This is a genomic window from Alteromonas stellipolaris (assembly GCF_001562115.1).
GTDB classification, from domain to species: Bacteria; Pseudomonadota; Gammaproteobacteria; order Enterobacterales; family Alteromonadaceae; genus Alteromonas; species Alteromonas stellipolaris.
Genome location: NZ_CP013926.1, coordinates 3,155,178 through 3,179,337 on the forward strand (window position 1 = coordinate 3,155,178; position 24,160 = coordinate 3,179,337).

At 42.6% G+C, this 24,160-nt stretch carries 23 protein-coding genes; 10 read left to right on the forward strand and 13 right to left on the reverse strand.

The genetic code is table 11. The features are described from left to right. Positions 1 to 2: 2 nt before the first annotated feature. On the reverse strand, positions 3 to 1,307 hold the full coding sequence (locus AVL57_RS13505) for an acyltransferase family protein (protein ID WP_057790566.1): 1,305 nt from the start codon (positions 1,305 to 1,307) through the stop codon (positions 3 to 5). A 107-nt stretch (positions 1,308 to 1,414) separates the two neighbouring features. Between AVL57_RS13505 and AVL57_RS13510 the strand changes: the two genes are divergently transcribed. After that, entirely contained in the window at positions 1,415 to 2,329 is a 915-nt protein-coding gene (locus AVL57_RS13510) for a LytR/AlgR family response regulator transcription factor (protein WP_057790565.1), read from the forward strand. A gap of 24 nt (positions 2,330 to 2,353) precedes the next feature. Here the strand turns inward: AVL57_RS13510 and AVL57_RS13515 are convergent, their stop codons facing one another. The 9 genes from AVL57_RS13515 to AVL57_RS13555 form a co-directional block, all read right to left on the reverse strand. Then, complete coding sequence (locus tag AVL57_RS13515) at positions 2,354 to 4,372, reverse strand: putative bifunctional diguanylate cyclase/phosphodiesterase (RefSeq protein WP_158443228.1); 2,019 nt, start codon at positions 4,370 to 4,372, stop codon at positions 2,354 to 2,356. 50 nt (positions 4,373 to 4,422) lie between these two features. Beyond that, entirely contained in the window at positions 4,423 to 4,962 is a 540-nt protein-coding gene (locus AVL57_RS13520) for a YfiR family protein (protein WP_057790561.1), read from the reverse strand. Positions 4,963 to 4,968: 6 nt separating this feature from the next. After that, positions 4,969 to 6,921, reverse strand: a complete 1,953-nt coding sequence (locus AVL57_RS13525) for a TonB-dependent receptor plug domain-containing protein (protein ID WP_057790559.1) — start codon at positions 6,919 to 6,921, stop codon at positions 4,969 to 4,971. A gap of 306 nt (positions 6,922 to 7,227) precedes the next feature. Then, positions 7,228 to 8,169, reverse strand: coding sequence for a protein translocase subunit SecF (gene secF, locus AVL57_RS13530; protein ID WP_057790557.1), 942 nt, complete (start codon positions 8,167 to 8,169; stop codon positions 7,228 to 7,230). Between the two features lie 9 nt (positions 8,170 to 8,178). After that, positions 8,179 to 10,026 (reverse strand): protein translocase subunit SecD, encoded by a 1,848-nt coding sequence (gene secD / locus AVL57_RS13535; protein WP_057790555.1) that lies wholly within the window; start codon positions 10,024 to 10,026, stop codon positions 8,179 to 8,181. Between the two features lie 55 nt (positions 10,027 to 10,081). After that, on the reverse strand, positions 10,082 to 10,420 hold the full coding sequence (yajC, locus tag AVL57_RS13540; protein WP_013783253.1) for a preprotein translocase subunit YajC: 339 nt from the start codon (positions 10,418 to 10,420) through the stop codon (positions 10,082 to 10,084). A 24-nt stretch (positions 10,421 to 10,444) separates the two neighbouring features. Beyond that, a complete protein-coding gene (gene tgt / locus AVL57_RS13545) occupies positions 10,445 to 11,557 on the reverse strand; it encodes a tRNA guanosine(34) transglycosylase Tgt (protein WP_057790553.1) in 1,113 nt (370 codons plus the stop codon). Positions 11,558 to 11,734: 177 nt separating this feature from the next. Next, the gene (gene queA, locus AVL57_RS13550) at positions 11,735 to 12,799 is read right to left on the reverse strand and encodes a tRNA preQ1(34) S-adenosylmethionine ribosyltransferase-isomerase QueA (protein WP_057790551.1); all 1,065 of its coding nucleotides are present in this window, start codon (positions 12,797 to 12,799) and stop codon (positions 11,735 to 11,737) included. 379 nt (positions 12,800 to 13,178) lie between these two features. Further along, positions 13,179 to 13,445 carry a DUF6471 domain-containing protein gene (locus AVL57_RS13555; protein WP_057790549.1) on the reverse strand — a complete coding sequence of 89 codons (267 nt, stop codon included), beginning with the start codon at positions 13,443 to 13,445 and terminating at the stop codon, positions 13,179 to 13,181. A gap of 183 nt (positions 13,446 to 13,628) precedes the next feature. On the opposite strand from AVL57_RS13555, the gene AVL57_RS13560 reads away from it, so the two are divergent. The 9 genes from AVL57_RS13560 (at position 13,629) to AVL57_RS13600 (ending at position 20,254) form a co-directional block, all read left to right on the forward strand. After that, positions 13,629 to 14,018 (forward strand): DUF2170 family protein, encoded by a 390-nt coding sequence (locus AVL57_RS13560; protein WP_057790547.1) that lies wholly within the window; start codon positions 13,629 to 13,631, stop codon positions 14,016 to 14,018. A gap of 23 nt (positions 14,019 to 14,041) precedes the next feature. Beyond that, positions 14,042 to 14,722 (forward strand): PspA/IM30 family protein, encoded by a 681-nt coding sequence (locus AVL57_RS13565; protein ID WP_057790545.1) that lies wholly within the window; start codon positions 14,042 to 14,044, stop codon positions 14,720 to 14,722. Positions 14,723 to 14,825: 103 nt separating this feature from the next. Then, a complete protein-coding gene (locus tag AVL57_RS13570; RefSeq protein ID WP_057790543.1) occupies positions 14,826 to 15,881 on the forward strand; it encodes an ion channel in 1,056 nt (351 codons plus the stop codon). A 14-nt stretch (positions 15,882 to 15,895) separates the two neighbouring features. Further along, a complete protein-coding gene (locus AVL57_RS13575) occupies positions 15,896 to 16,540 on the forward strand; it encodes a YjfK family protein (protein WP_057790541.1) in 645 nt (214 codons plus the stop codon). Positions 16,541 to 16,569: 29 nt separating this feature from the next. Further along, positions 16,570 to 16,986 carry a DUF350 domain-containing protein gene (locus tag AVL57_RS13580; protein WP_057790539.1) on the forward strand — a complete coding sequence of 139 codons (417 nt, stop codon included), beginning with the start codon at positions 16,570 to 16,572 and terminating at the stop codon, positions 16,984 to 16,986. 9 nt (positions 16,987 to 16,995) lie between these two features. After that, the gene (locus AVL57_RS13585; RefSeq protein WP_171008982.1) at positions 16,996 to 17,673 is read left to right on the forward strand and encodes a DUF1190 family protein; all 678 of its coding nucleotides are present in this window, start codon (positions 16,996 to 16,998) and stop codon (positions 17,671 to 17,673) included. Positions 17,674 to 17,676: 3 nt separating this feature from the next. Then, a complete protein-coding gene (locus tag AVL57_RS13590) occupies positions 17,677 to 18,858 on the forward strand; it encodes a glutathionylspermidine synthase family protein (protein WP_057790536.1) in 1,182 nt (393 codons plus the stop codon). Between the two features lie 94 nt (positions 18,859 to 18,952). Then, complete coding sequence (locus AVL57_RS13595; RefSeq protein WP_057790534.1) at positions 18,953 to 19,492, forward strand: rhomboid family intramembrane serine protease; 540 nt, start codon at positions 18,953 to 18,955, stop codon at positions 19,490 to 19,492. Between the two features lie 63 nt (positions 19,493 to 19,555). Then, positions 19,556 to 20,254: a VC0807 family protein gene (locus tag AVL57_RS13600; protein WP_057790532.1), complete on the forward strand. Its 699-nt coding sequence runs from the start codon at positions 19,556 to 19,558 to the stop codon at positions 20,252 to 20,254. Here the strand turns inward: AVL57_RS13600 and glsB are convergent. The 3 genes from glsB to AVL57_RS13615 all read right to left on the reverse strand — a co-directional run bounded on the left by glsB (position 20,248) and on the right by AVL57_RS13615 (position 23,841). Continuing rightward, complete coding sequence (glsB, locus tag AVL57_RS13605; RefSeq protein WP_057790530.1) at positions 20,248 to 21,156, reverse strand: glutaminase B; 909 nt, start codon at positions 21,154 to 21,156, stop codon at positions 20,248 to 20,250. The genes AVL57_RS13600 and glsB overlap by 7 nt on opposite strands. Before the next feature lie 23 nt (positions 21,157 to 21,179). Then, complete coding sequence (locus AVL57_RS13610) at positions 21,180 to 22,640, reverse strand: alkaline phosphatase (protein ID WP_057790528.1); 1,461 nt, start codon at positions 22,638 to 22,640, stop codon at positions 21,180 to 21,182. A gap of 247 nt (positions 22,641 to 22,887) precedes the next feature. Further along, positions 22,888 to 23,841 (reverse strand): chemotaxis protein CheV, encoded by a 954-nt coding sequence (locus AVL57_RS13615; protein WP_057790526.1) that lies wholly within the window; start codon positions 23,839 to 23,841, stop codon positions 22,888 to 22,890. Between the last annotated feature and the right edge of the window lie 319 nt (positions 23,842 to 24,160).

Here is a 24,160-nt window from a genome sequence, read left to right on the forward strand (position 1 = left end):
GTTTATAGCGATGTTTTTGTCGCTGGCTTGGTAAATATCAATGATGCAGATGCTGGACTGGTTGTGTCATTCTCTCTGCTAGCGCCCTTACGCTTTACTTTCAAACCAAACAATACTCGTGTCACCACGTTTCTCTTCGCAAGCTCATAAGTGAGTGCACAACCTAATAACGTAAACAGTAAAATGAGCACAAACTGAATTCCTACTGGAAAGCCTATTGAATGCAGAGCATACGCGGCAACCACAATTAATGTTTGGTGCATCATGTAGTAAGGAAGCACACCGCTATTAAGGTAGTTAACCCAAGCCATGGGTTTACTTAAATAACGCTTTCCAAAACCTAGTATCGCGGCTAACCAAGCCCAATGATTAAGCACGACAATATAGCCTACCATCACTCTGAACCACCAGAACTCAGTCATCCAATCGCCAACAGGCCCCAACATATCGTGCCTATCGGCAATAATAAGTGAATACATGCACAACGCGACCAGCATGCTTACATAGCGAGTACGCTCTAGCGCTTCCCATAATTTGGGCTGCAAAATGATAACGGCACCAACTATCATAACGAGAAAGTATTTAGCATGGCTGTACCAATCATTAAGCAAGTCGTGTGTTGTCGGGTACGTATTTCGTAACATTAGCCATATCGCTACCATTGCCGTAGAAGATGCAAACGCGAAGGTTATCATTCCAATCTGAAGTTTTCGCAACTGAGCCATCACCGGAAACAGCAAAATTAACAGTATTGAATACACCCACAAGTAAGGTAGAAACCAAAGATGATTCCATGTCAGTAAGCCAATGTCAGAATGACGCTCGGCTAGCCACTGCGTATTGGGGTTAATGTATTCTATATAGAACTGCGTAAAGCTAGTATCAATTATCCCATTTACCGTCCACTCAATATAAACTTGCGGAGCAACTATCACAAACATGCCAAACAGCAACGGAATCAATAATCGCTGTGTTCGCTGGGCTATCAACACCCCAGACCGTTTTAAAAACAAAAGTGGTTGAGGCTCAATGCGAGTTAACAGCGCGGTAAGTACCATCGAAGAAATCAAAAACAACAGCGACATTCGCCACTGGTTCGTTAAAATCATAACATCTTGTAGCCACGCCTGTGGCTGTTCACTTTTGATATGCCATCCCCATTCTAAAACGTAGTACATACCAATGTGATAAAGAATCAACACACCAAATGCGATAACTCTTAGCGCATCGAGCGCATGAAACCGGGTTGATTGACTTTTATATGTGGTGTTGCCCGTGACTTCGCTGCTACTTATTATTTGTGTCATTACTGTCTGTCCTATTCAATAATATAGTAATAGCGTTTGATATAACGTAGATTTTCTTACTCGCACTAGCGTAGAGTGACGAAAGAATGAGAATTTGGGGGTGAGCGGTGGGTAGCAGTGACGAAAAACTCAGTCAGTTTTTTCGCAATACAGAGCGATATCATAAATGGGCAGCCTTTGTACTGCTGGTGATTTATTTATTTTTGAATAACTCCATTAATGCCGCATCAGATTGGACAGAACTATCAAGAGACGCAAACAACAGCACTGCGTTATGGGAACCTTATCTGTGGGAATATAGCAGCGCATTAGCTACTGCTTTATTAGTCGTTCCGCTTATTTTCTCCATTCGTAAACTCGATACTTACTCATTTGGAATTAGGATATGGCTACTCTGGCATTTTGCTTTCGCAAGTCTATTTTCTATTGCCCATGTAACATTGATGGTAACATTTAGAGAGCTTTGCTACTTACTATCAGATAAAGAATATAATTTCGGGCCGCTAGCCCGCGAATTTTTTTATGAGTACCGTAAGGATATATGGGGCTATATCACCCTTATCACCTTTTATTACATCATTATGTTCAGTTATCGAAGGCTTATCGGAGAAGCTTCAGTTCTTCGGGAACATGATGCGGATGAGCAACTTCATGGCGCGGGAGGCACTACTTTGTCCTCAACCCTGCCCGACAACCTGTTGGTAAAGAAACTTAACAGAGAATTTCTGGTGAAACTCAGTGACGTATACTGGATAGAAGCCTCGGGAAACTATATTAATCTTCACACTTTAAAATCAACATTCCCTTTACGATATACCATGAAACAATTCTGTGAGAACGCAGGTGACAAGGGCTTTATTCGCGTTCATCGTTCCTACGCTATTCAATGTACATTTATAAACAATATCGCATTTGAAGAGAGTGGAGACGGGACCGCCGTCTTACTGGATGGTACAAAAGTAGCTATATCACGGCGATATAAAGAAGATTTAAAAGCACGGTTAACGCCCAGTCTATCGTGAATGATTACGAGAGAATTGCGCGTATTATAACAACACCTCACCTTTCAGCGCCGTTTTTGATGCAATATGTGCAGGCTTAAATGCGTGAAAAAACGTTTCGAATTTTTTCGCTTGCGCGGGTTTAGCGATAAAATATCCTTGACCAAAATGGCAACCAAACTCCGTTAACATCTGTAGTTGGGCTTCATCCTCGATACCTTCAGCAACCACCTTAATATTTAGATTTTTCGCCATTTGAACAATGGTATTGCACAGTGTAGTACCTGCTGAATCAATACCTAGCTGTTGGACGAAACTTTTGTCTATCTTGATGATATCTATTTTTAGCTGTTGCAAATACGACAATGAAGAATACCCTACTCCAAAGTCATCAATAGCGATCTCAACACCTTTTTCTTTCAGTAAACGTAAGTCTTCAACCACCTTCTTTCTATCTGTCATCAATGCAGTTTCAGTGATTTCTATTGCTATTGCATTTGCGCCTAAATTAGCGTCATCCAGAATACGGATAAACTCAGGTATCCAGTTGTCTTCTGGCTTTAATTGCGCGGCAGAAACATTAATATTTACGCAAAAGTTAGGGCACAAGCTTTGCCTAAACGCTTGAACATTAGCAATCGCATTTTGAAGCACCCAATTTCCCAGCTCTACAATTAGGCCATTTTCTTCCGCGATAGGAATAAAGTCCTGAGGTGAAATTACCCCCTTCTCTGGATGATGCCAACGAATTAACGCTTCTGCTTTATCAATTTTTCGTGTTTCAATGTTGTAGATAGGTTGATAGAAGAGTTCTAGTTCGTCATTTTTCAAGGCTTGGCGCAAGTCGCTTATCACCAGCTTTTTGGCTTCTAATTTTTCTAACATTGAAGTGTGAAAGAAGCGATAGCAATTCCTTCCTGATGATTTTGCCTCATACATTGCTAAGTCGGCTTTTTTCATTATTTCTTCAGCAGACTGACCACACTCTGGGTAAGAACTCGCGCCAATACTGGCGGTTATATGGACACTTTCATCGCGGATCAGGAAGGGTTTATTAAACTCATATCTAATTCGATTCGCAATGCTTTCGATAACACTGGGCTCTGCTACATCGCGCAGGAATATAGTGAATTCATCGCCGCCTAATCGCGCAAGGGTATCGCCTTTGTTAATAATGGCCTGAATACGTTTTGCTGCATCAACAATTAACAAATCGCCATAATCATGACCTAACGTGTCATTCACCTCCTTAAAGCCATCCAAGTCAAGGAACAGCAATGTAAAGGTATGGGGCTTTACATTTTTACTCACGTCGTTTATTAATTCATAAATATAACGCCGATTTGGCAAACCGGATAAACTGTCTTTGTATGCTTGATCTCTTAATTCAATATTGGCCTTTTCTAATTCACCAGTCCGTTGCTGAACCGTACTCTCTAACAAGTTATCTCTAAGGGAAATGGTTTCTAACATCGAATTAAACCCTTTCGTTAAGTCCCCTATTTCATCAAAGGAACTATAGGTCGCTCTTATTGAGTAATCATGACTGTGAGTCACCTTTTTAACCACTGCCGCCAAGCGCAAAATAGGATAGATAAAACGCTTACTAGCGAAAAGTGAAAGGAAAAAGCCAAAAACGATAATAGTGATAAAGATGGCACCTAGAAACATCAAATAGAATGAAACATGTTTCCTCACTGAACTATCATCCGTATAGATAATAAGTGAGCCATAATGAGAGTCATGCGCTTCTAAGCTAGTCTCAGTTTTAGTCAGCGCTTGGTTATCTAATCGTGCTGCACTCTCAGCGATATCAATTGATGTAAAAACATCACCTTGATGATCTATTACACTCACCATGACCACACTGTCCTGATAGGCGAGTGGTTCTATAAGCTCATGAATAGCTTCTTTGTCGTTAAAAATGAGTGATGCCGTGACATTGGGAGCGAGTATTTGTGCCAGTGAATTTACCCGTCGAACTTCAGCGTTACTCAACGTATTAATTTGATACACCGACATGACTAGCAACGTGATAAGCGTAGAAAATGACGCTACTGCCATGAACATAGCCGTCAATCTAAATAATAGTGAACGCTTTTTCAGAAACATATTCACCATGGCTCTCGCGGCGTGTCAACAACTCGCCCCAATCTCATTACCTTTGAACTCATTACGATATTTGCTCTCTCGAGCCTTTGCGGGGCTATTTCAAAACGTATTTTTCCGCCCGTCTTAAATAAGTTTATATGCCCTGACCACTGAGCAATATTTTTGGACTCTGAAATAATCATAGTACTGATGAACTCAGCACTATCGAGTGAGACTGGCTTATGCTGACTTTTCTCTACGATAAACAGCGAGTGACACCCAGACTCAGGGTGATCTATATAAGTAGCTACAACAGGCTTTCCTTTCACCTTCTGATTTGCGAGCGTAATTAAAGCTGAATTTACAAAATCAGAATCGTTGCTGCATATTCTGTAGACATCACTTTCGTTAGGATCGAACCACTCACCAGAGCTGTAAAGTGCAAAGTTATAGATAAATCCTGCTTTAATCGCATTTTCTCTGTTACTTGAGCGTGCATGTGACTCACTAAATGGCAGTGCAATGATAAAAATGATAAGTACTATTTTGATGTAATTCTTCATAGATATTTACTCAAAAAAGTAGCTAAGGTTGATAACGTAAGAGGGTTCAATAAACGAAGGAACTACAAAAAGTTGCCGCGTATTTGCATACTCAACCCTATCACTAATAAACAAATTATTTCCGGTGGCACTAAACTGTAAGTTCTCCGATATTTGCCATTGCCATGATACGTCTAACGCATAGTAGTCGTCAGTACTGTAAGCGTCCCCCCTCTCCCAGCGAGCAGTAGTAAAGAGTGAATGAGCATCACTAAGCTGCAAAGATGTTTTGAACAACCACTGTTCAACCTTTGAATTTTCGCCCGTTGGTGATTGCAAATTTTCTGAGAGATCATAATCGATTTTGGCAAAACTATAGGTAAGTTCAGTATTAACCCAGGAGGCAACTTGCCAATCTACAAAGGCCTCTGCACCGTAAGTATCCAATCGTCCGTCAGAGACAAATGTTTGAATGAATAAGGAAGGCGGATTTATCGCAACGTCAGTGGTGAGTACGTTGTCAGCTTCGGTTTTAAACAACGATAAATCGATATCCCATCGACTGGCGCTGTAGCGATAGCCAACCTCTTTTGAAACTGACTGCTCAGCTTGTATATCTTTATTGCCTTGAATGATTTGCGCCAATATAAAGTTGCCGAAAGGGATACCTGCAGCGCGGAAAGATAAATCCATTTCAGTAAACGATGGAAAGCGGCTGCCTTTTGATATTGACCCCCAAAGCGTAGACTCCTCATTCACCTTCCACATCACTTTGGCTGAGGGTTGATGCTGCCAACCTATGGCACTATTACGCTCAACTTTACTTCCTAAGCTAACGCTAACTTGGCTGGGAATGTGTTCATATTGGGCTTGTAAAAAAGCACTGTAATACTGCAGGCTATCAAGATTATTTAACGAGGTAAGGTAGTCATTATTTGTCAGCGTTAAGCCGATATTGCGATAATTTAATCCAAAGTCGAACTGAAATGCATTGATTTGTGAGCTTATCAAATAATCAATACTGACATCTTCTTGTTTATCTTCGAAATAAAATGAATCGTACTCTTCGTTGTTGTAGGTTAACTGGAAAACTTGGCTGGTATTGTTATCGATGATGTGATCAAGTCGAACCGCAAAATTAAATAAGTCTCTTGTCTCTGAATCTTCATTAAATTGGGTGGCGTTTGTTAGTAAATCGGGAGCCAACACGACATTTCTAATGTCGATGTTTTGGTACTCACCTTGCACTAATACGAATACGCTGTCACTCAAGTTGAGGTCAAAGCGCGTACCAATACCTTGAGAGTGGTTACTATCATTGGGGGTAATAGAAAAATGAGCGTTGTTTGATTCTCGAAGGTTTTTACTAAAAGCATGAACCCTAAACGAACCCAAAGAGTCGAGATCTTTACCAAAGCGAATAGCGGCGTTTGTCAGTTCACTACCCACCTCTAAGGTACTCAGTAAACCACGGGTATCTTCGCTATGTTTAGTAATAATATTTACCACACCATTAGTGGCATTATTTCCCCATGACAATCCACCATTACTTCTAACTACTTCAATTCTTTCAATGTCATACAACGGAGTATTGAGGCTTTCCCAGTTGACTCCACCGTCTACTGCATCATAAATACTTTGCCCATTGACAAGCACTAACATTCGGCTAGAAAAACGCCCTGCTACCGCACGTAATGTTACAGCCCAGTTGTTGTTATCAATTTTTCGCACCTGTAGACCAGGCACAAGCGATAGGGCTTGGGGAATAGAGGTTACACCTGAACGCTTTATTTCATCGCCAGGAAGAACATAAATGGATGCAGCATTTTCCTTTGCAACACGTAACCGACGAGTAACGGTGGAAAGTTGCACATCTAAATCCATCAGTGCGTCTAACGCTAGATGTTTACTATCTATCGACTGCGAGGCTGCCCCAAATGGGATAAGCAACGCTACCAAAAGTCCGGTTAAAACTTTCATCCATTAATCACCAAGAAGAGACTATAAGCATTGTGTTCTGATTAGCAGTCATAGAATTAGAAAAGAGTACGTACTACGCCAAACCGTGTTATTTATTGGTTATGGAATTCTATGTATAACCGGTTAGAAACGACTAAATTATAGCCTACCGTTAAATAATTGGATGTAATACTTAATGATAATTTTCTTGGTGAAGATAAAGAGTGAACACTAACTTGTATCTGGGGGAAACAGGCCGAAGGCAAAAAAAAGCTAGTCAGTAATCTGACTAGCTTTTTCGTGTCTGGCAATACCTAGCGTTTATGATTACGGCATAGGATCTAAATCGGCACCTTCTTTTTCCACCTGAGGTGGCATCAAATCTTCTTTGCTGATCCCCAGTGCTAGTGCAACCGAGCTGGCAATATAAACTGAAGAGTAGGTACCCACAACCACACCGAACAACAATGCAGTAGCGAATCCGTGAATTAGCGCGCCGCCTTTGTAAAACAGTGCAACCAATACCAGTACCGTGGTTAATGACGTAATAATGGTACGGTTCAAGGTTTGCGTAAGCGAGATATTGATAATATCAATAGGCTCACCTTTGCGAATTTTACGGAAGTTTTCACGAATACGATCGGATACAACAATGGTATCGTTAAGCGAGTAACCAATTACCGCTAATACCGCTGCGAGTACCGTTAAATCAAATTCAATTTGAAGTATCGAAAATAACCCCAAGGTCAGAATAACATCATGAGCAAGAGCCGATACAGAACCTAGTGCGAAACGCCATTCAAAACGCATGGCAACGTAAACTAATATACAAATTAGCGCCACCAACATGGCTAAGCCGCCCTGTTCGGTAAGCTCTTCGCCAACGTTTGGCCCTACGAACTCAATACGACGCATATCAACCGCAGTGCCGTCAGCACGTAGCGCTGCTAATACTTGCTCACCAATGGTGGCGGCTTTAACACCGTCACGAGGGGCAATACGAATAAGCACCTCTTGGCTGCTGCCAAAGTTTTGTACAATAGCATCTTCGAATTCCGCATTGTTAAGTAACGTACGAATCGATTCGAGGTTTGCCGAATCTTCATAACCAACTTCAATTAGCGTTCCGCCAGTGAAATCTAATCCCCAATTAAGACTGTTCACGCCTAAAGAGACGAACGAGCCTAAAATAAGAATGGTAGATAGCACCATCGCTGGCACACGCAGACGCATGAAATTAATGGTTTCAGATAACTTTAATAATTGCATGTCCTGCTCCTATATCGCTAATTTCTGTACATTACGTCGACCGCCCCACACTGCGTTAACGATAACGCGTGTCAGTAAAATAGCAGTAAACATAGAGGTAGCAATACCAATCATTAGCGTAATAGAGAAGCCTTTAATTGGACCGGTTCCTACAGCGAACAGAATAAGACCCGCAATAAACGTGGTGATGTTAGCATCTAAAATGGTAGAGAACGCGCTGTCATAGCCATGATGAATAGCTTGTTGAGGGCTTCTTCCATCACGCAACTCTTCTCGAATTCGCTCGAAAATAAGCACGTTAGCATCTACCGCCATACCAACGGTAAGTACAATACCTGCCATACCGGGTAAGGTTAGCGTAGCACCAGGGATCATCGACATAATACCCACAATCATCACTAAGTTCGTGATAAGTGCAATGTTTGCCACAATACCAAAAGCTTTGTAGTAAATAAGCATAAATACCAGAACCGCTAACAAACCATACACAATAGCTTGCGTACCAAGTTCAATATTCTCTTTACCTAAGCTTGGCCCTACCGTGCGCTCTTCAACAATTTGAATAGGGGCAATCAATGCACCGGCGCGAAGTAGTAAAGCTAAATCGCGGGCTTCTTTTGGAGAATCAAGGCCGGTAATTTGAAATTTACTGCCCAGCTGAGCTCGGATGGTGGCAACAGAGATAACTTGCTCATGCTTTTCAAAGATAAGCTTGTCGTCTTTATTACGCTCGCCATTTGACTTGTATTCAATAAACACCGTGGCCATTGGTTTGCCAATGTTGCCGCGGGTCGAGCGAGACATTTTATTGCCGCCCTCTGAATCAAGAGAAATATTAACGTTAGGTAAACCGTACTCATCTACGCCACTGTTGGCATCGATAATATGACTACCCGTAAGCATGATGCGTTTTTCAAGCAACTGAGGAATACCTTGCTGGTCTTCAATAACCTGAGAGCCCGCTGGTACGCGGCCATTTAATGCATCACGTACATCGTTTTTCTGATCAACCATTCTAAATTCTAGCGTTGCCGTTGCATTTAGAATTTCTTTTGCACGAGCGGTGTCTTGAATACCTGGAAGTTGCACAACAATACGGTCGGCACCTTGCTTTTGAACCAAAGGCTCAGCAACACCTAATTGGTTAACCCGGTTACGAATGATCGTTATGTTTTGCTTAACCGCGTTCTCGCGAATCTCTTGAAGTTTAGCTTCAGAAAATACTGCACGAAGCACTAAGTCATCAGTTTGGCTTAGCGTAAGGTCGCGATTTTGGTTACGTAAGAAAAACTCTGCTTTATCAAGCGTTTCTTCATCACGGAAGGTGATTTCTACGTAATCTTCTTTTTGCGTAACACCACGATAACGAATGCCTTCTTCACGCAAAGAAGTACGAAAACCGCTTTCAGCATCTTCCAATGACTTGGTGATCACTTCGGTCATGTCCACTTCCATTAAGAAATGAACGCCACCACGTAAATCCAAACCGAGCTTCATTGGCGTGCCACCTAACCCTTCAAGCCATTCTGGCGTATCAGGTGCTAAGTTCATTGCCACAAAATAATCGTCACCTAATGCATCTTCCAATGCTTCACGGGCAACTAATTGAGTGTCTGAATCTGAGATGCGAACGAGAATCTGCTCATCTTCGAATTCGATGCGCTTAGGAGTAATACCTTTTGCCGCCAACGTAGACTCAACTTGGCCTACCATTGACTCGGTTACAACAGCGTCACGGCCTGCAGAAATCTGCACAGCGTGATCTTCACCGTAGATATTGGGAAGTGCATAAAGTGCGCATAGTCCAATGACAATAAGCGTACTTAGCACTTTCCAGATTGAATTTTTATTTAGCACTGGATAGTTCCTTTCGTGCCAGTACCGGGAAGGTCCCGGCCCCGGCGTTTGTCAATTACAGCGACTTCATAGTGCCTTTTGGCAACACTGCTGTTACAGACGACTTCTGTACAACAATGTTGTTCGTGTCGTTAAGAGAGATTTCGATGAAATCTTTGTCGTCAGACACTTTGGTAATACGACCAACAATGCCACCTTGTGTTAGCACTTCATCGCCTTTACCCAGTGAGGTAACTAAGTTTTTATGCTCTTTTACACGCTTCGCTTGAGGGCGATAAAGTAAGAAGTAAAAGATTAAACCGAATACGGCCAACATGATGATCATTTCCATGCCACCGCCTTGTGCAGCGCCACCAGAAGCTTGCGCGTGTGCGCTTGAGATAAATAGGCTCATAAAATTCCCCAATTATTTTCGTTGTTATAGTGCCGGAACCGGCATATTTTTTTGTTCATAAAAAGTGTGTACGAAATCATCCAGCGAGTCTGCTTCAATAGCATCGCGAAGGCCTTGCATAACACGTTGGTAGTAACGAAGGTTATGGATGGTGTTTAAACGCGCACCCAAAATCTCATTACACTTATCTAAATGATGTAGATAAGAGCGAGAATAGTTTTTACAAGTGTAACAGTCACAATTTCCATCAAGAGGCGACGTATCATTGCGGTGTACCGCATTACGAATTTTTACTACCCCATCGGTAACAAACAAGTGACCATTTCTAGCGTTACGGGTTGGCATAACGCAATCGAACATATCGATACCACGGCGCACCGCTTCTACGATATCTTCTGGCTTACCCACGCCCATTAAATAACGAGGTTTGTCTTCTGGAATTTGCGGCGCGGTATGATCGATAATGCGGATCATATCTTCTTTAGGTTCACCAACTGATAAGCCACCAATGGCATATCCGTCGAAGCCAATAGCTTCAAGTCCAGCTAGCGATACATCACGCAGACCTTCGTACATACCACCTTGAATGATACCAAACAAAGCAGCAGGGCTATCGCCATGAGATTCTTTGCTTCGCTTCGCCCAACGCAGAGACATTTCCATGGATACTCGCGCTTCTTGCTCAGTCGCAGGATAAGGCGTGCACTCATCAAAAATCATCACGATGTCAGAGCCTAGGTCACGTTGCACTTCCATCGACTTTTCTGGCGTAAGTAAAATCTTCTCACCGTTAATTGGCGAGCGGAAGGTTACCCCTTCTTCGGTAATTTTACGTAAATCACCTAAGCTAAACACTTGGAAACCACCTGAATCAGTAAGGATTGGCTTGTCCCAATGCATAAAGTCATGCAAGTCGCCATGCTGGCGGATAACACCAGTACCTGGACGCAACATTAAGTGGAACGTATTGCCAAGGCAAATATGTGCACCACTGTCTTCTAATTCTTCAGGGGTCATCCCTTTTACTGTGCCGTAGGTACCCACTGGCATAAATGCTGGGGTTTCTACCACACCACGATCAAAAACCAGACGCCCGCGTCTGGCTTTACCATCGGTTTTCAACAACTCAAATTGCATGTAAAGCGTTCCCAATTAGGTGCGCACTCTGGCGCTGGGTCAAACGAAATTGTGGGCGATTATACCAGTTATTCTTCTGAGATCATGCCCAATACGCATGTTTATCGTTGAGATAAAGAAATAGGGCGGTCATCCTCTGCCCTATTCCCTAAAATATCGTTTTTGTTATGGCTTTAATCAGGCTTTTTCGATAAACATACTGTCGCCGTAACTAAAGAATCGATACTCCTTCTCGATAGCTTCTTGATACGCATTCATAACATTCTCCCTGCCAGCAAAAGCACTTATTAGCATCATAAGTGTCGATTCAGGCAAATGAAAATTAGTGAACATGGCATCGACGACTTTGAAGGTAAAACCTGGGTAGATAAAAATTTCGGTATCGGAATGAAAAGGCGCAATCACAGGGCTTTCTCCCGCATTATTTTCTATTGCCTGCTCTGCACTGGCTTTTGCCGCAGATTCTAATGAACGTACCGATGTCGTGCCTACCGCAATAACCCGCTTGCCGTTGGCTTTGGTTGTCAATACGGCATCTACCACGTCTTGGGATACTTCGGCGTACTCGGCATGCATTTTATGCTCTTCAATATTCTCCACTCTTACAGGCTGGAAAGTACCTGCCCCAACATGCAAGGTAACAAAGGCTAAATTAACGCCTTTTGCTTTCAGCGCAGCTAGCATATCGTCATCAAAGTGTAAGCCCGCGGTAGGTGCTGCAACTGCCCCTGGCGTTTCGTTGTAAACCGTTTGGTAGCGCTCTTTATCGGTGGATTCATCAGGGCGGTCAATATAGGGTGGCAATGGCATGTGACCATACTGCTCTAACAACGAAAGTGCTGTTTCGTCATGGTCGAAGCGCAGTAAGAACAAGGCATCATCACGTCCTTCAACCGATATATTTACATGATCTTCTAGCAATAAACGGGTACCAGGCTTTGGTGCTTTACTGGCTCGCACATGCGCAAGAGCGGTGTGCTCGGTTAAAATACGTTCTATAAGCACTTCAACTTGCCCGCCGGTTTCTTTCTTACCTAACAGGCGAGCAGGAATTACCCGAGTGTTATTAAATACCAGAAGGTCACCCTCTTCAACTAACGACAGCATGTCGTTAAACATAGAATGAGTAACAGCGCCCGACTTACCATTCAACTGAAGTAAACGGCTTGCCGTTCTGTCTTCTGTTGGGTACTTGGCAATAAGGTTTTCTGGAAGTGTGAAGCGATAATCTGATAATTTCATATGTACTATTTAAAAACGCTAAAATTGAACTAAAGAATTAAGACAAAAGTTGAATATTAAGTAAATTTAAGTTTCATGCACTTTGGCATTTTTAACCAAAATACAATTTCACCCACTCACCCAACCTCTTATTTTTATTAGCCTAAAGTAGCCATGTATAATTTGCCATACCTACTTATAGAACCCAATACGGTTAAATATCAAACAAAGATAGAAGAAAAAACCTTAAACGGTTAAGATTCAGCCCAGATAGTGATGATGTTCTCCCTTAACATTCCTTATCTTAGACCCGACACTTGTCGGGTTTTTTTTCGCCTGTCGATTGCTACCGACTTCCCGAGCGAACTTTTCACTTCATATCTTTTTGAGATAAAGTATTTTACCTGTTTGTATCGTCAAGATCAGTTAAGATTTCTTCGATTAACGCCGCATCTACTGCTCGCGCTTTAAGTACGTATAATATTTGTACTAACAAATCTGCGCCCATAATGCCTTTATTCACTTTGTTCCTCAGATTATCAGCACTTTGTTCTATGCCAATGTCGGCTAAACGCATGCTGAGCGCTTGATATTTTACTCCACGCACAGACATTTCAGACTTAACGAGTCGTGCTACGGTTTGTCGCCATGCATTTTTAGCACTCAAATTAACACCCCATTTGTGACGTATAGTTTACAAAAACACACTTTTTTACACATTTAAAGCGCATTCGTTGTTGACGATTATGGCATAATCGGTCTACACTGCAAGTCAAGAATATTGGCGAGTGCGTAATTTGTGGTTACAGTGGCACTCGACATTATCGCTTCAATCGAAAAGGAGAACTGTATGAGTTGGGATCTAGAGAGCATCGAATCTTTGTTTAAAGGGCACGATGACTTTGTGGTGACGCGTGAGGAAAACTGTTTACTCATTGCGAATCAAGACGGTATAGACGCGTGGCTAGCTATAAGCGGCGAGCAAATTTTAGTAGAAACCTTATTGTTTGCTTCATCTGAAGTGAAAAACAAAGCGGCTTTAGATCACGAGATTTTATCTACCCACATGCTGTTCCCATTAACCACGGTAGGCATTTCGACTGTTGGTGACGAAGAGTACTACGTTGCCTTTGGTGCCCTCAGTGCACAGTCGAAGTCAGAAAGTATTGTGATTGAAGTAGAAACACTGTTTCAGAACGTCGCATCATTTTTAGATGCCTACGAAACACACCTTAGTTAATATTTACTTCGAAGGAGAAGCGAATGTCAGTTTGGAAAAAATTAGTTACTGCAGTAAAGGGTGGTGCCAACGAAGCGGCACAGTCGGTAGTAGATAGCCAAGCTATCCGTATTCTGGAGCAAGAAATCAGAGAAGCTAAAGAAGAGTTACGTAAATCTGATCATGCAAGAACGCAGATTTTAGCGAAATGTAAGTTGTCTCAACAAAAAGTAGATAGCTTTAATTCATCCATTGCTGAATATGAAGCGCATGCACGAAAAGCCATTGATAACGATCGCCAGTTAGCCCTGGATTGTGCTCAGAAAGTGTCTGAATTGAAAGAAGAACAAGCGCAAGAACAAGCGTATCTTGATCAGTTCCAACAATCAGAGAAGCAATTGGCACAGAATATCCAACAAGCAAAAGCGAACTTGCGCCGTTTAGAGCAGCAAGTGGATATGGTGAAAGCCACTGAAAGTGTACAAAAAGCGCAAGTTGCTGTTTCATCTCGCCACATGGGCGCGAACAGCAAAATGAAAACCGCAACGGAATCGCTTTCACGCATTCAAGATAAGCAGAAGATGCGTAACGCTGAACTTCAAGCGGCAGAAGAACTTGCCACTGAAGAGTCGAGCAGCGATTTAGAAAAGCGCCTCTCAGAAGCCGGTATTAAAGGGGGCAAAACCTCAGCCGATGATGAGCTTGCTCGTATTTTAGGCAAATAAAGTAATATTTAACGGGAGCTTAGGCTCCCGCTTTGTCTTTTATAGACATCTCCCCCGCTTAAAGGCACAGTTAAGAAAAGACAAACAAAGGTTGTTTCTCGCTATGTCTCAATGGACAAAACTGCGCAAAATAATGTTGCAGTATTTCGCCGAGTCTCGTTGGTACACCATTTTAGGCGCAACTGCTTTTTATGGGGTCAGTAGTTATTGGCTTTTATATGCTGCCAATGAAAATGCGTTAATTGCACAAGCAGACTTTATTTATTGGTTAGCAGTCACTGCATCTACCGTTGGTTATGGCGACTTATCGCCCAACACATCAGCGGGCAAACTCATCGTTGCATTTTACGTTATACCGCTAGGACTCAGTATTTTTGCCATGGTGATTGGCCGAATTGCAGCTTGGGTATCTGGACAATGGAGAAAAGGGGTAATGGGCATGACAAGCCTTCACGTTAGTAAACATATTTTAGTGATTGGTTGGAATGAACAGCGCACCATGCTGCTGCTCAATTTATTACTGCAAGAACGAGAAGACATGACCGAGCGGCCTGACATTGTCTTGTGTGTAAAAGCCGACATTACCAACCCCATGCCCGGCATCATTGAGTTTGTAAAAGTAGACTCGTTTAATAAAGATGATGATATGGACAGAGCCTGTATAGATTCAGCGCAAACTATTTTGATCGACAATCCGCAAGACGATGTGACCATGACCACCGCACTGTATTGTTCAAAGCGAAATCCACAAGCCCATCAAGTGGCTTATTTTAACGATGATAGCCTAGTCGGTTTACTACAAGAGCATTGCCCGAAAGTGGAATGCACACCCAGTGTGGCCGTTGAAATGCTAGCCAAAGCAGCGTTTGACCCAGGCTCTAGTATGCTGCATCACGACTTACTTAGCGTTGATGAAGGCCAAGCCCAATTTTCAGTAAAAATTCCTAGCGATAGCCCAAGTATTTCAGTCGCCAAATTATTTATGAACTTAAAGCGTCGACACGATGCCATATTCATTGGTTACGCCCCTGGCGGACAAGTTAAAGAGATGGTGGTGAACCCACCATTAGAGTCGACGTTAGCACCAGGCGATACCTTATTTTACATTGCCGACAGGCGTATCAATGCTATTAACTGGCCATCGTTAGACGCCGAATAGCACAGGAGTGTATTGTGTTTAGTAAATTATTTAAGAAAAAAGCGCCCGAGAAACCTAAAGCCCCAGAAGTGATGGGCTTATACCTAGGTGGTTCATTCGAGCTAGATAATTTAAAGCTGTCGCTACTAGAGCCATCGCTCACGATAGAAGGCGCTGCACGTTCACAACTTATTCAAGCCGTTGGCGAAGCCCCGCTTGATACAGGCGGTACTTTACTGCGTTTTTACACTGATGATGACGCTTTTCTGCAGGTTGTGTTAGATGGCGGGCTTACAGAAAACCATATAACAGACGTGAAGCTATGGCATTTTTATAGCACTGAAACCATTGGCAGTGAGCAACAATGGAAATCATGCGTTAATACCCTGATTAGCCAACCGACTTATACCCTTGATGGCAAAGTATTTAAACGAGTTTGGGAAGCGGTAGGGGCTGAATCACCGCCTGTGGCAGTGACAGAAACCACCTACGAAGAAGATGAAGATATCAGCACAACTGATCAGTTTATGATGCTCTACGAACGAGAGATAGAAAATGATAGAGTGGAGTCATTACTGGTGGCGGGTGAAGAAAAGATAGTGGGAAGTAATTTTGACCGCTGCCTAGTTATTTCCACTGGGTTTGATGTAGAGCCCGCAGACATTACGATAAACGGTTAACCGACATATAAAAAAGGTAAGGACGTTCTATGGACACTATTATGGACTCATTGGCAGGATTAGATAACTTTGCGGTGTATTTCGGCCTCTCAATTGTTTTCTTATTCGTCTTCAAACTTGTGTATGCCTTAGTTACCCCTCACGATGAGTGGAAACTGGTAAAAGAAGAGAAAAACGTAGCAGCTGCCATTGGTTTTGGCGGCGCGATTGTGGGTTTTGCCATTGCACTTGCTAGCGCAGCGACTCACTCAGTCGCCATTGTCGATTTCATTATTTGGGCTGTTGTCGCTATTATCGCGCAATCGTTAGCCTTTGCATTATTACGCTTCACTTTTATGCCTAAGATTGCACAGCGTATTAACGAAAATGAAGTCTCTGCAGGCGTAATGCTAGCCAGTATGTCTATTGCAGTGGGTTTATTAAATGCGGCATGCATGACCTATTAAGGGGGATCCATGACAAATTCTAATAAATCACAGGCCGAACAAGACGAAATGATGGATAGCCAATCAGGTGTAGCCACCAGCCGTAAACGTAGCTCAGGTATCAACCTTTCTCGTATGCGCAAAAGTTACGCGTTAAAGCCTCTGGCTATTGGTATTGCCAGTGTTTTTTTGAGTGCTTGCGGTGAAGAGAAACAAGACGCACAAATTTATACTTCATTGGAAGACTGTAAGCGAGATTTCCCTGATGCGGTAGAACGCTGTGATGCAGCTTATAAAACCGCGACAGAAGAAGCGATGCGCACCAGCCCTCGCTTCAATAGCGAATACGATTGTGAGTACGAATTTGGAGCCAACCAATGTCGTACGGTAAATACCAATTCGGGTAGTGTATTTATGCCCTTCATGGCCGGCTTCATGGTGAGCCAGTTATTATCACCAAATCGCTATTATTCACAGCCGCTCTATACCTCATATTCCCCCTACTCTTCTTATCGTTCTCGTTGGGTTACCGCCGATGGTAACGTCTTTAGTGGTGATATTCGCAAACGCAATTACAAAGTGGGCTCAGATACACTAAAACCTAAACCTACGGTAAACCGCACCATGAAACGCGGCGGTTTCGGTAGCAGTGTTAGGGCAAAATCGTCGTGGGGAAGTAGCTCACGCAAAGGAAGTTGGGGCGGGTAAGCCATGTTTAGAATGCCATGCCAGCCACGCAAAGGTTGGCAGCAATTGGCCGGCGAATTTGGGTTCCACTTTCATACTATGTATGGCGAACCCTACTGGGATGAGCGCGCCTACTATCAATTTACTCTTTCTCAGATTGAAAAAGACATTGAAGATCCCACCGCAGAGCTTCATCAAATGTGCTTAGCTGTGGTTGATGATGTGGTTAATAGTGAGCAGTTACTCACCCGCTTTTCTATTCCTGAAGCCCACTGGGATTTAGTGAAAGACAGTTGGCGCAACCGCGACCCTAGCTTGTACTCCCGCCTAGATTTAGTTTATTCCGGCAAGGGCCCCGCAAAACTTCTTGAGAACAACGCCGATACGCCCACCAGCTTGTACGAGTCAGGCTTTTGGCAATGGCTGTGGTTAGAACAGCAAGTGAATGCGGGTGTATTAGCACGAAATGCAGATCAGTTTAATAGCTTGCAAGAAAAGTTAGTGTTTCGCTTTGGTGAAATAGCCCAGCATTATCAAGTGAATCAAATGCACTTTTCTTGCTGCAAAGACACAGAAGAAGATCGCGGTACGGTGCAGTATTTACAAGACTGCGCCCAAGAAGCCGGTATTAAAAGCGACTTTGTTTTTATTGAAGATATTGGTTTGGCAGATACTGGCGTATTTACCGACCTTGCCAATGCCCCCATTACCGATTGCTTTAAGCTCTATCCTTGGGAGTTTATTTTACGAGAAGAGTTCGGTAATGCCCTCGCCGATGCGAAAGTAAATTGGTTAGAGCCTGCGTGGAAGTCTATTATTTCAAACAAAGCATTACTGCCTTTGTTGTGGCAGAAATTTAAAGGCCATCCTAATTTACTGCCTGCCTATTTCGCCGACGATATTCCACATAATATCCCTCATGATGCGATACATGGTGGAAAGTGGGTGAAAAAGCCGTTATTTTCAAGAGAAGGCGCGAATATTTCATTGATTGAAAATGGAAAGGAATCGGAATTAAGTCCTGGCCCGTATGGAGAAGAAGGGTTTATTGTGCAAGCTTTTCACCCCCTCCCTGTGTTTGATGGAAACCATACACTCATCGGTAGTTGGTTGGTAGATGACATGCCTGCAGGTATTTCGGTACGCGAAGACAGCAATGCGATTACGCAAGACTTGTCTCGATATCTACCCCATATCATCTTGTAATCAAGCAACTAAACTTTATTGCTTGATGAGCTTAATTGCCACCAATACTACCGCGCTAGACAAAGTGTGATAATGAAGGAATAAAATACTGTTTATGAAGCCACTGTCTTTTCAACTTCGCGTGTTACTTACCTTAGGCGCATTTCTCATTGTCATTGAGATAGTGAACTTAGTAACTGGAAACAGCTTAAATCAGTTTGGTGTATATCCACGCTCGTTGTCTCACTTGCCCTTTATCTTCACAGCCCCCTTCTTACACGGTACGCCGTCGCATTTAATGGCTAACTTTATCCCTTTGTTATTGTTTATGTGGCTTACCATGCAGTGGGGAAAGCGCACCTTCCTCATCGCCACCGCAAGTGCATTGATTATTGGCGGCCTGGGCGTGTGGATTTTTGGTCGTAGCGCTATGCATATTGGCGCAAGTGGTATGGTTTACGGCTACTTCGGCTTCTTAGTTTTAGCCGGCTTTAAAAGCAAAAAAATCAAATACCTACTTATTTCTATTATTGTTGCCATCGTTTATGGCGGAATGTTGGTAGGTATATTGCCAACCTCTAGGTTTATTTCATTTGAATATCATCTATTTGGCTTTTTAGGTGGGTTATTTGCCGCTTGGCACTGGGCACGCTGAATGGATGCCGTATAATTGTAGTCCATTAAACAGTGCGGCTAATAAGAGAAAGATAAAGGCGTTATGGCAGAAGTACAATCTCAGCAAAAAAATCAGGGCTTTTTCGGCAACCTTGCTTTCAACATTATTATACCCGTGGTGTTAATGAGCTATGCTAGCTCTGAAGACTATTTAGGCCCAGAATGGAGTATCGTCGCAGCACTCGCTTTCCCCATAGGTTACGGACTATGGGATTTAAAAGAATCAGGCAAAGTAAACGGATTTTCTGTTTTAGGTATTATCAGTGTATTGCTGACTGGCGGCTTTAGTTTGTTAAAACTACCTGCCGAGTATATTGCCATTAAAGAAGCGGCTATTCCTGCTGCTATTGGTTTAGCAGTATTAATCACCCAATACACTGAAAAGCCGCTGGTCAAAATGCTGATCTTAAACGACCAAATTATAAACTGGCCTCACTTGAACCGCGTACTTGATGAACAAAACAAACAGGCTTTGTTTAAACGCAAAGTCGCAGTAAGTTCATACATTGTGGCCAGCTCGTTCTTTTTATCTTCCGCCTTAAACTATATTTTGGCTAAAGTGATTTTAGTAAGCGAGCCAGGCACTACGGCGTATACCGAAGAGCTAGGCCGAATGACTGCGTTGAGCTACCCAGTCATTGTTATCCCTAGCATGATTTTGCTTATTACTGCATTATGGTATTTATTCAGCCAGATTAAGAAGATCACTGGCGAAGAGTTGGATGATTTTATTAATCAGTAAACCGACCAATTAATGCGCTTGCTCAATGAAGTAAGCGCAGCAACACCTAAATGGGAATTCCCTACCGCGTTTAGCGCAGGAGAGAACACACAAATAGAAAAGCGACCAGGTACTACGGCAATCACTCCCCCGCCAACCCCGCTTTTCCCCGGTAAGCCAACCTTAAAGGCAAAACTCCCCGCTTCGTCATACATACCGCTTGTAGCTAACAATGCGTTCACTTGACGGTTTTGGTCTGGGCTTAGTACCTGTTCATCGGCACAAATAGAGTAGCCTCTATTAGCTAAAAAGTTTGTGGCGCGCGCTAAATCAACACAACTCATTTCCAATGCGCAGTTGTTAAAGTAGCTATGCAATACATCTTCAACTTCATTTTCGAAATTGTTGTAGGCTTTCATTAAATAGGCCATTGCTGCATTTCTAGCTCGGTGCTCAAATTCAGAGTCAGCAACCACTTTATTGGCAAAAATATTATCGTTGCAGGATAGGCGCCTAACAAAATCTCGCATACCAATATGAGGTGAGGCGAAACGAGACTGTGTCATGTCACTAACCACTAATGCCCCCGCATTAATAAACGGGTTTCGTGGTATACCATCTTCATACTCCAACTGCACTAGCGAGTTAAAAGGCAGACCCGACGGTTCACAGCCCACCCGTTCCCACATATCTTCGCCATAGTGATTCATAGCAAGCACTAAGTTGAAAACTTTGGATATACTTTGAATAGAAAAAGGCACGTCGGCATCACCAATTGATGTAATGCGCCCTTCTATATCACAAATGGCAATGCCAAATTGATGAGGGTCTACACTGGCTAGCGCAGGAATATAGTCTGCGACTTTCCCCTCTCCTAGCATAGGTTTTACTTCATCAAAAATGGCTTCTAACAGTTCAAGCATTAGCGCAGTATTCCTTTATTTTTTTAATCACAACGCCAATTTTCTTTAAAGTCACAACTTGTGTTGGTCGCGTCTTTTTTATCAGTTGCTTTTATTAACTCAACATTTGTTGAGATACCTTGGGTAGTCGTATTACGTTTATCAATGAAGTTAAAAATCTTCTTAGCGATATCCGTATTGTCTATTTGCCCCATAAAATCACTATGCCCAGCGCCGAACGCGAATACTTCTACATCGACACCGGTATGACCTGATGTTGTCCAGCCTGTATTGGTTTTATTGTCTAAAAATACTTTCAAGGCATTAAAGCGCGCTTTTACATCTTGCTGCGCAATGCTGTCGAACGTGGCAATTTCTTCATCGGTAACATCAAAACCAAAAGTCGTTGCAACATATTCACCTGGATTATCTTGCTCAACCATATTCTTGGCTATAGTACCCAGTGACGCTTGCAGATTATTTAAATACTCTGGGCTCCAGCTATAGTCACCTCTAGCACCTATGGTTAAACCGCCAGTACTGTGATCAGCCGTTAAAACAACCAAGGTATCTGGGTGCGCTTGCACATAAGTCTTTAAGAATTCTATGGTGTAGGCGAGGTCTTGCATTTCAGCCATCGCCGATGCGATATCATTGGCGTGACCCGCCCAGTCTACTTGGCTGGCTTCAATCAACAAGAAGTACCCATTGTCGTTTTCTAGGTGCTTGATTGCATGTTCTGTTAAGTATTTAAGGCGATTGTCGCGGCTGTCGTCCAGCATGGCAGGTAAAGCTACCGGTGCAAATAAGCCCAATACATTGCTGCCTTTAGGCACAGTAGCTAAACGGTTGTAGGTATCAGTATATTCATAACCGGCATCGATGAACTCACCAATGATATTGCGATCTTCGCGTTCAAAATAATCAGTACCGCCACCTAGCATTACATCAGCAACAAGCTCACCATTTACGCGCACATCGAAAAAATCGTCGGCGATGGCATTGTAGTTCTGACGACTTTCGTTGTGTGCAATATAAGCCGCTGGCGTAGCGTGAACAATTTGTGAGGTAACCGCTAAACCTGTCCGCATGCCTTTCAATTTGGCGTAATACATAACCGATTTAACCGGCTTTTTATCTACATCAACGCCAACTGCACCGTTATAAGATTTCACACCAGACGCTAATGCGGTGGCCGCAGCAGCTGAATCGGTTACAAAACCTGATACTGGAGCTGGGTAAGTGGATGCATTACCCATCAGAATATCATCGAATACTACCGCATCTACTTCAGGGGTATTTTTATCATCAACATAGTTACGGTAAGCCGTAGTGAAAGCAGGCCCCATTCCATCAGCGACCACCATGATAATATTTTTAGGTGCTGAGTTTTGCGCGACTGTCTTTTGCGCACTTTCATTTGATGTAGAGCCACACCCAGACAATACACAAAGCGAGCCGCATAGTGTTAAGGTGGTTAATAGTTTGCGTTTACTATAAATCATGAAACTTCCCTGAGAACTAAAAAAGCGCCATATATCAAAAAACGAGGGCGCGGACGACCCTCATCCTAAATGGGTCGCATTTAAGAATTGTGTCATTTCACACATTGCACAAAATATTCACCAGAAGATGGCGAGAATGTTGAACATGCTTATTATTGAAGGCGTTAGTGTAAGGCAGACCTGCCCTTTTCTCAAAGTATTAAGGGTAAATAGCGTAGACAGGGGGTTAATGTCTTTTGAGGAATAACTAATTTTCTGAGAGGAAGTCTCGAAGTCGTTGTTGGGCTACTTCGACAAGCATATCGGGTTGGAATTTGGATATAAACCGGTCGCAGCCTACCTTTTCAACCATAGCATCATTAAAGCTGCCGCTTAATGAGGTGTTTAGCGTTATGAAGAGATCTTGCATTCTGGGGTCATTTCGTACTTCCGATGTTAATCTATAGCCATCCATCTCTGGCATTTCAGCATCGGTAAACATCATCAATATTTCATCACTGGGGCGCTTACCTGCATCCGCCCACTCTTGAAGTAAGGCTAATGCCTCAGCACCATTTTTTCGCTCAATGATGGTTATTCCTAATTGCTCTAGCGTGTCTCTAACTTGTTTTCTTGCCGTGCTTGAATCATCAACAATCAGTACTTTTTTGTCTTTAAAGTGATTAACGATGTCTTTATCAAGCACTTTGTCGGAAATAGAGATATCGTAATCAATGATCTCGGCAAGTACTTTTTCCACATCAATAATTTCAACAATCTCTTTTTTACCTTGTACTTCAACTTGTGTGATGGCAGTAAGGTAATTAGTTTTACCCATTCCACTGGGCGGCGGCTGGATAGTATCCCAAGACGTATTCACAATGTTCATTACTTTACCAATAATGAAACCCTGAACAGTTCGGTTGTACTCTGTAATGATAACGTTATGTGCATCGCTACCTATTGAACCGCCGCGCATTTTAATCGCCTGACGTATATCAATGATAGGAATGGCACTGCCTCGATAGTTCATCACACCTTTAAGGTTTTGGTGAGAACCAGGCATGCTATTAAATTTAGGAATGTTGATAACTTCTTTGATTTTGAAAACATTCATAGCAAAGATGTGACGAGAACCCAACTGAAACATCAGCAATTCAAGCCTATTTTCACCCACTAGCTTAGTGCGCTGATCAACTGAGGAAAGGACGCCGTTACTCATCGTTACTCACTTTAATTCTCTAAATCAATTATTCGGAATGCCTGTTGCCATTTGCTGAAATACAGCCAAGTGTCAAAAGAATTTACACGTCCTGCAATCAGAAACCTATTATCAATTATGCTAATAACCCGCCTAATTTTTATTCTTCACAGTAAAAGCTAGTCCACAAATCACGTTCTTACGAATATTAGTGAACATCGATGCTAGGTAAGTACCGACTCTCGATACTTTTCAAAACTTCTCACCACCTCAAATATTCACATCATGAATGATGGCAATCCAAATTATACACTTTTATTATTTTGATTGCCGCACTAGG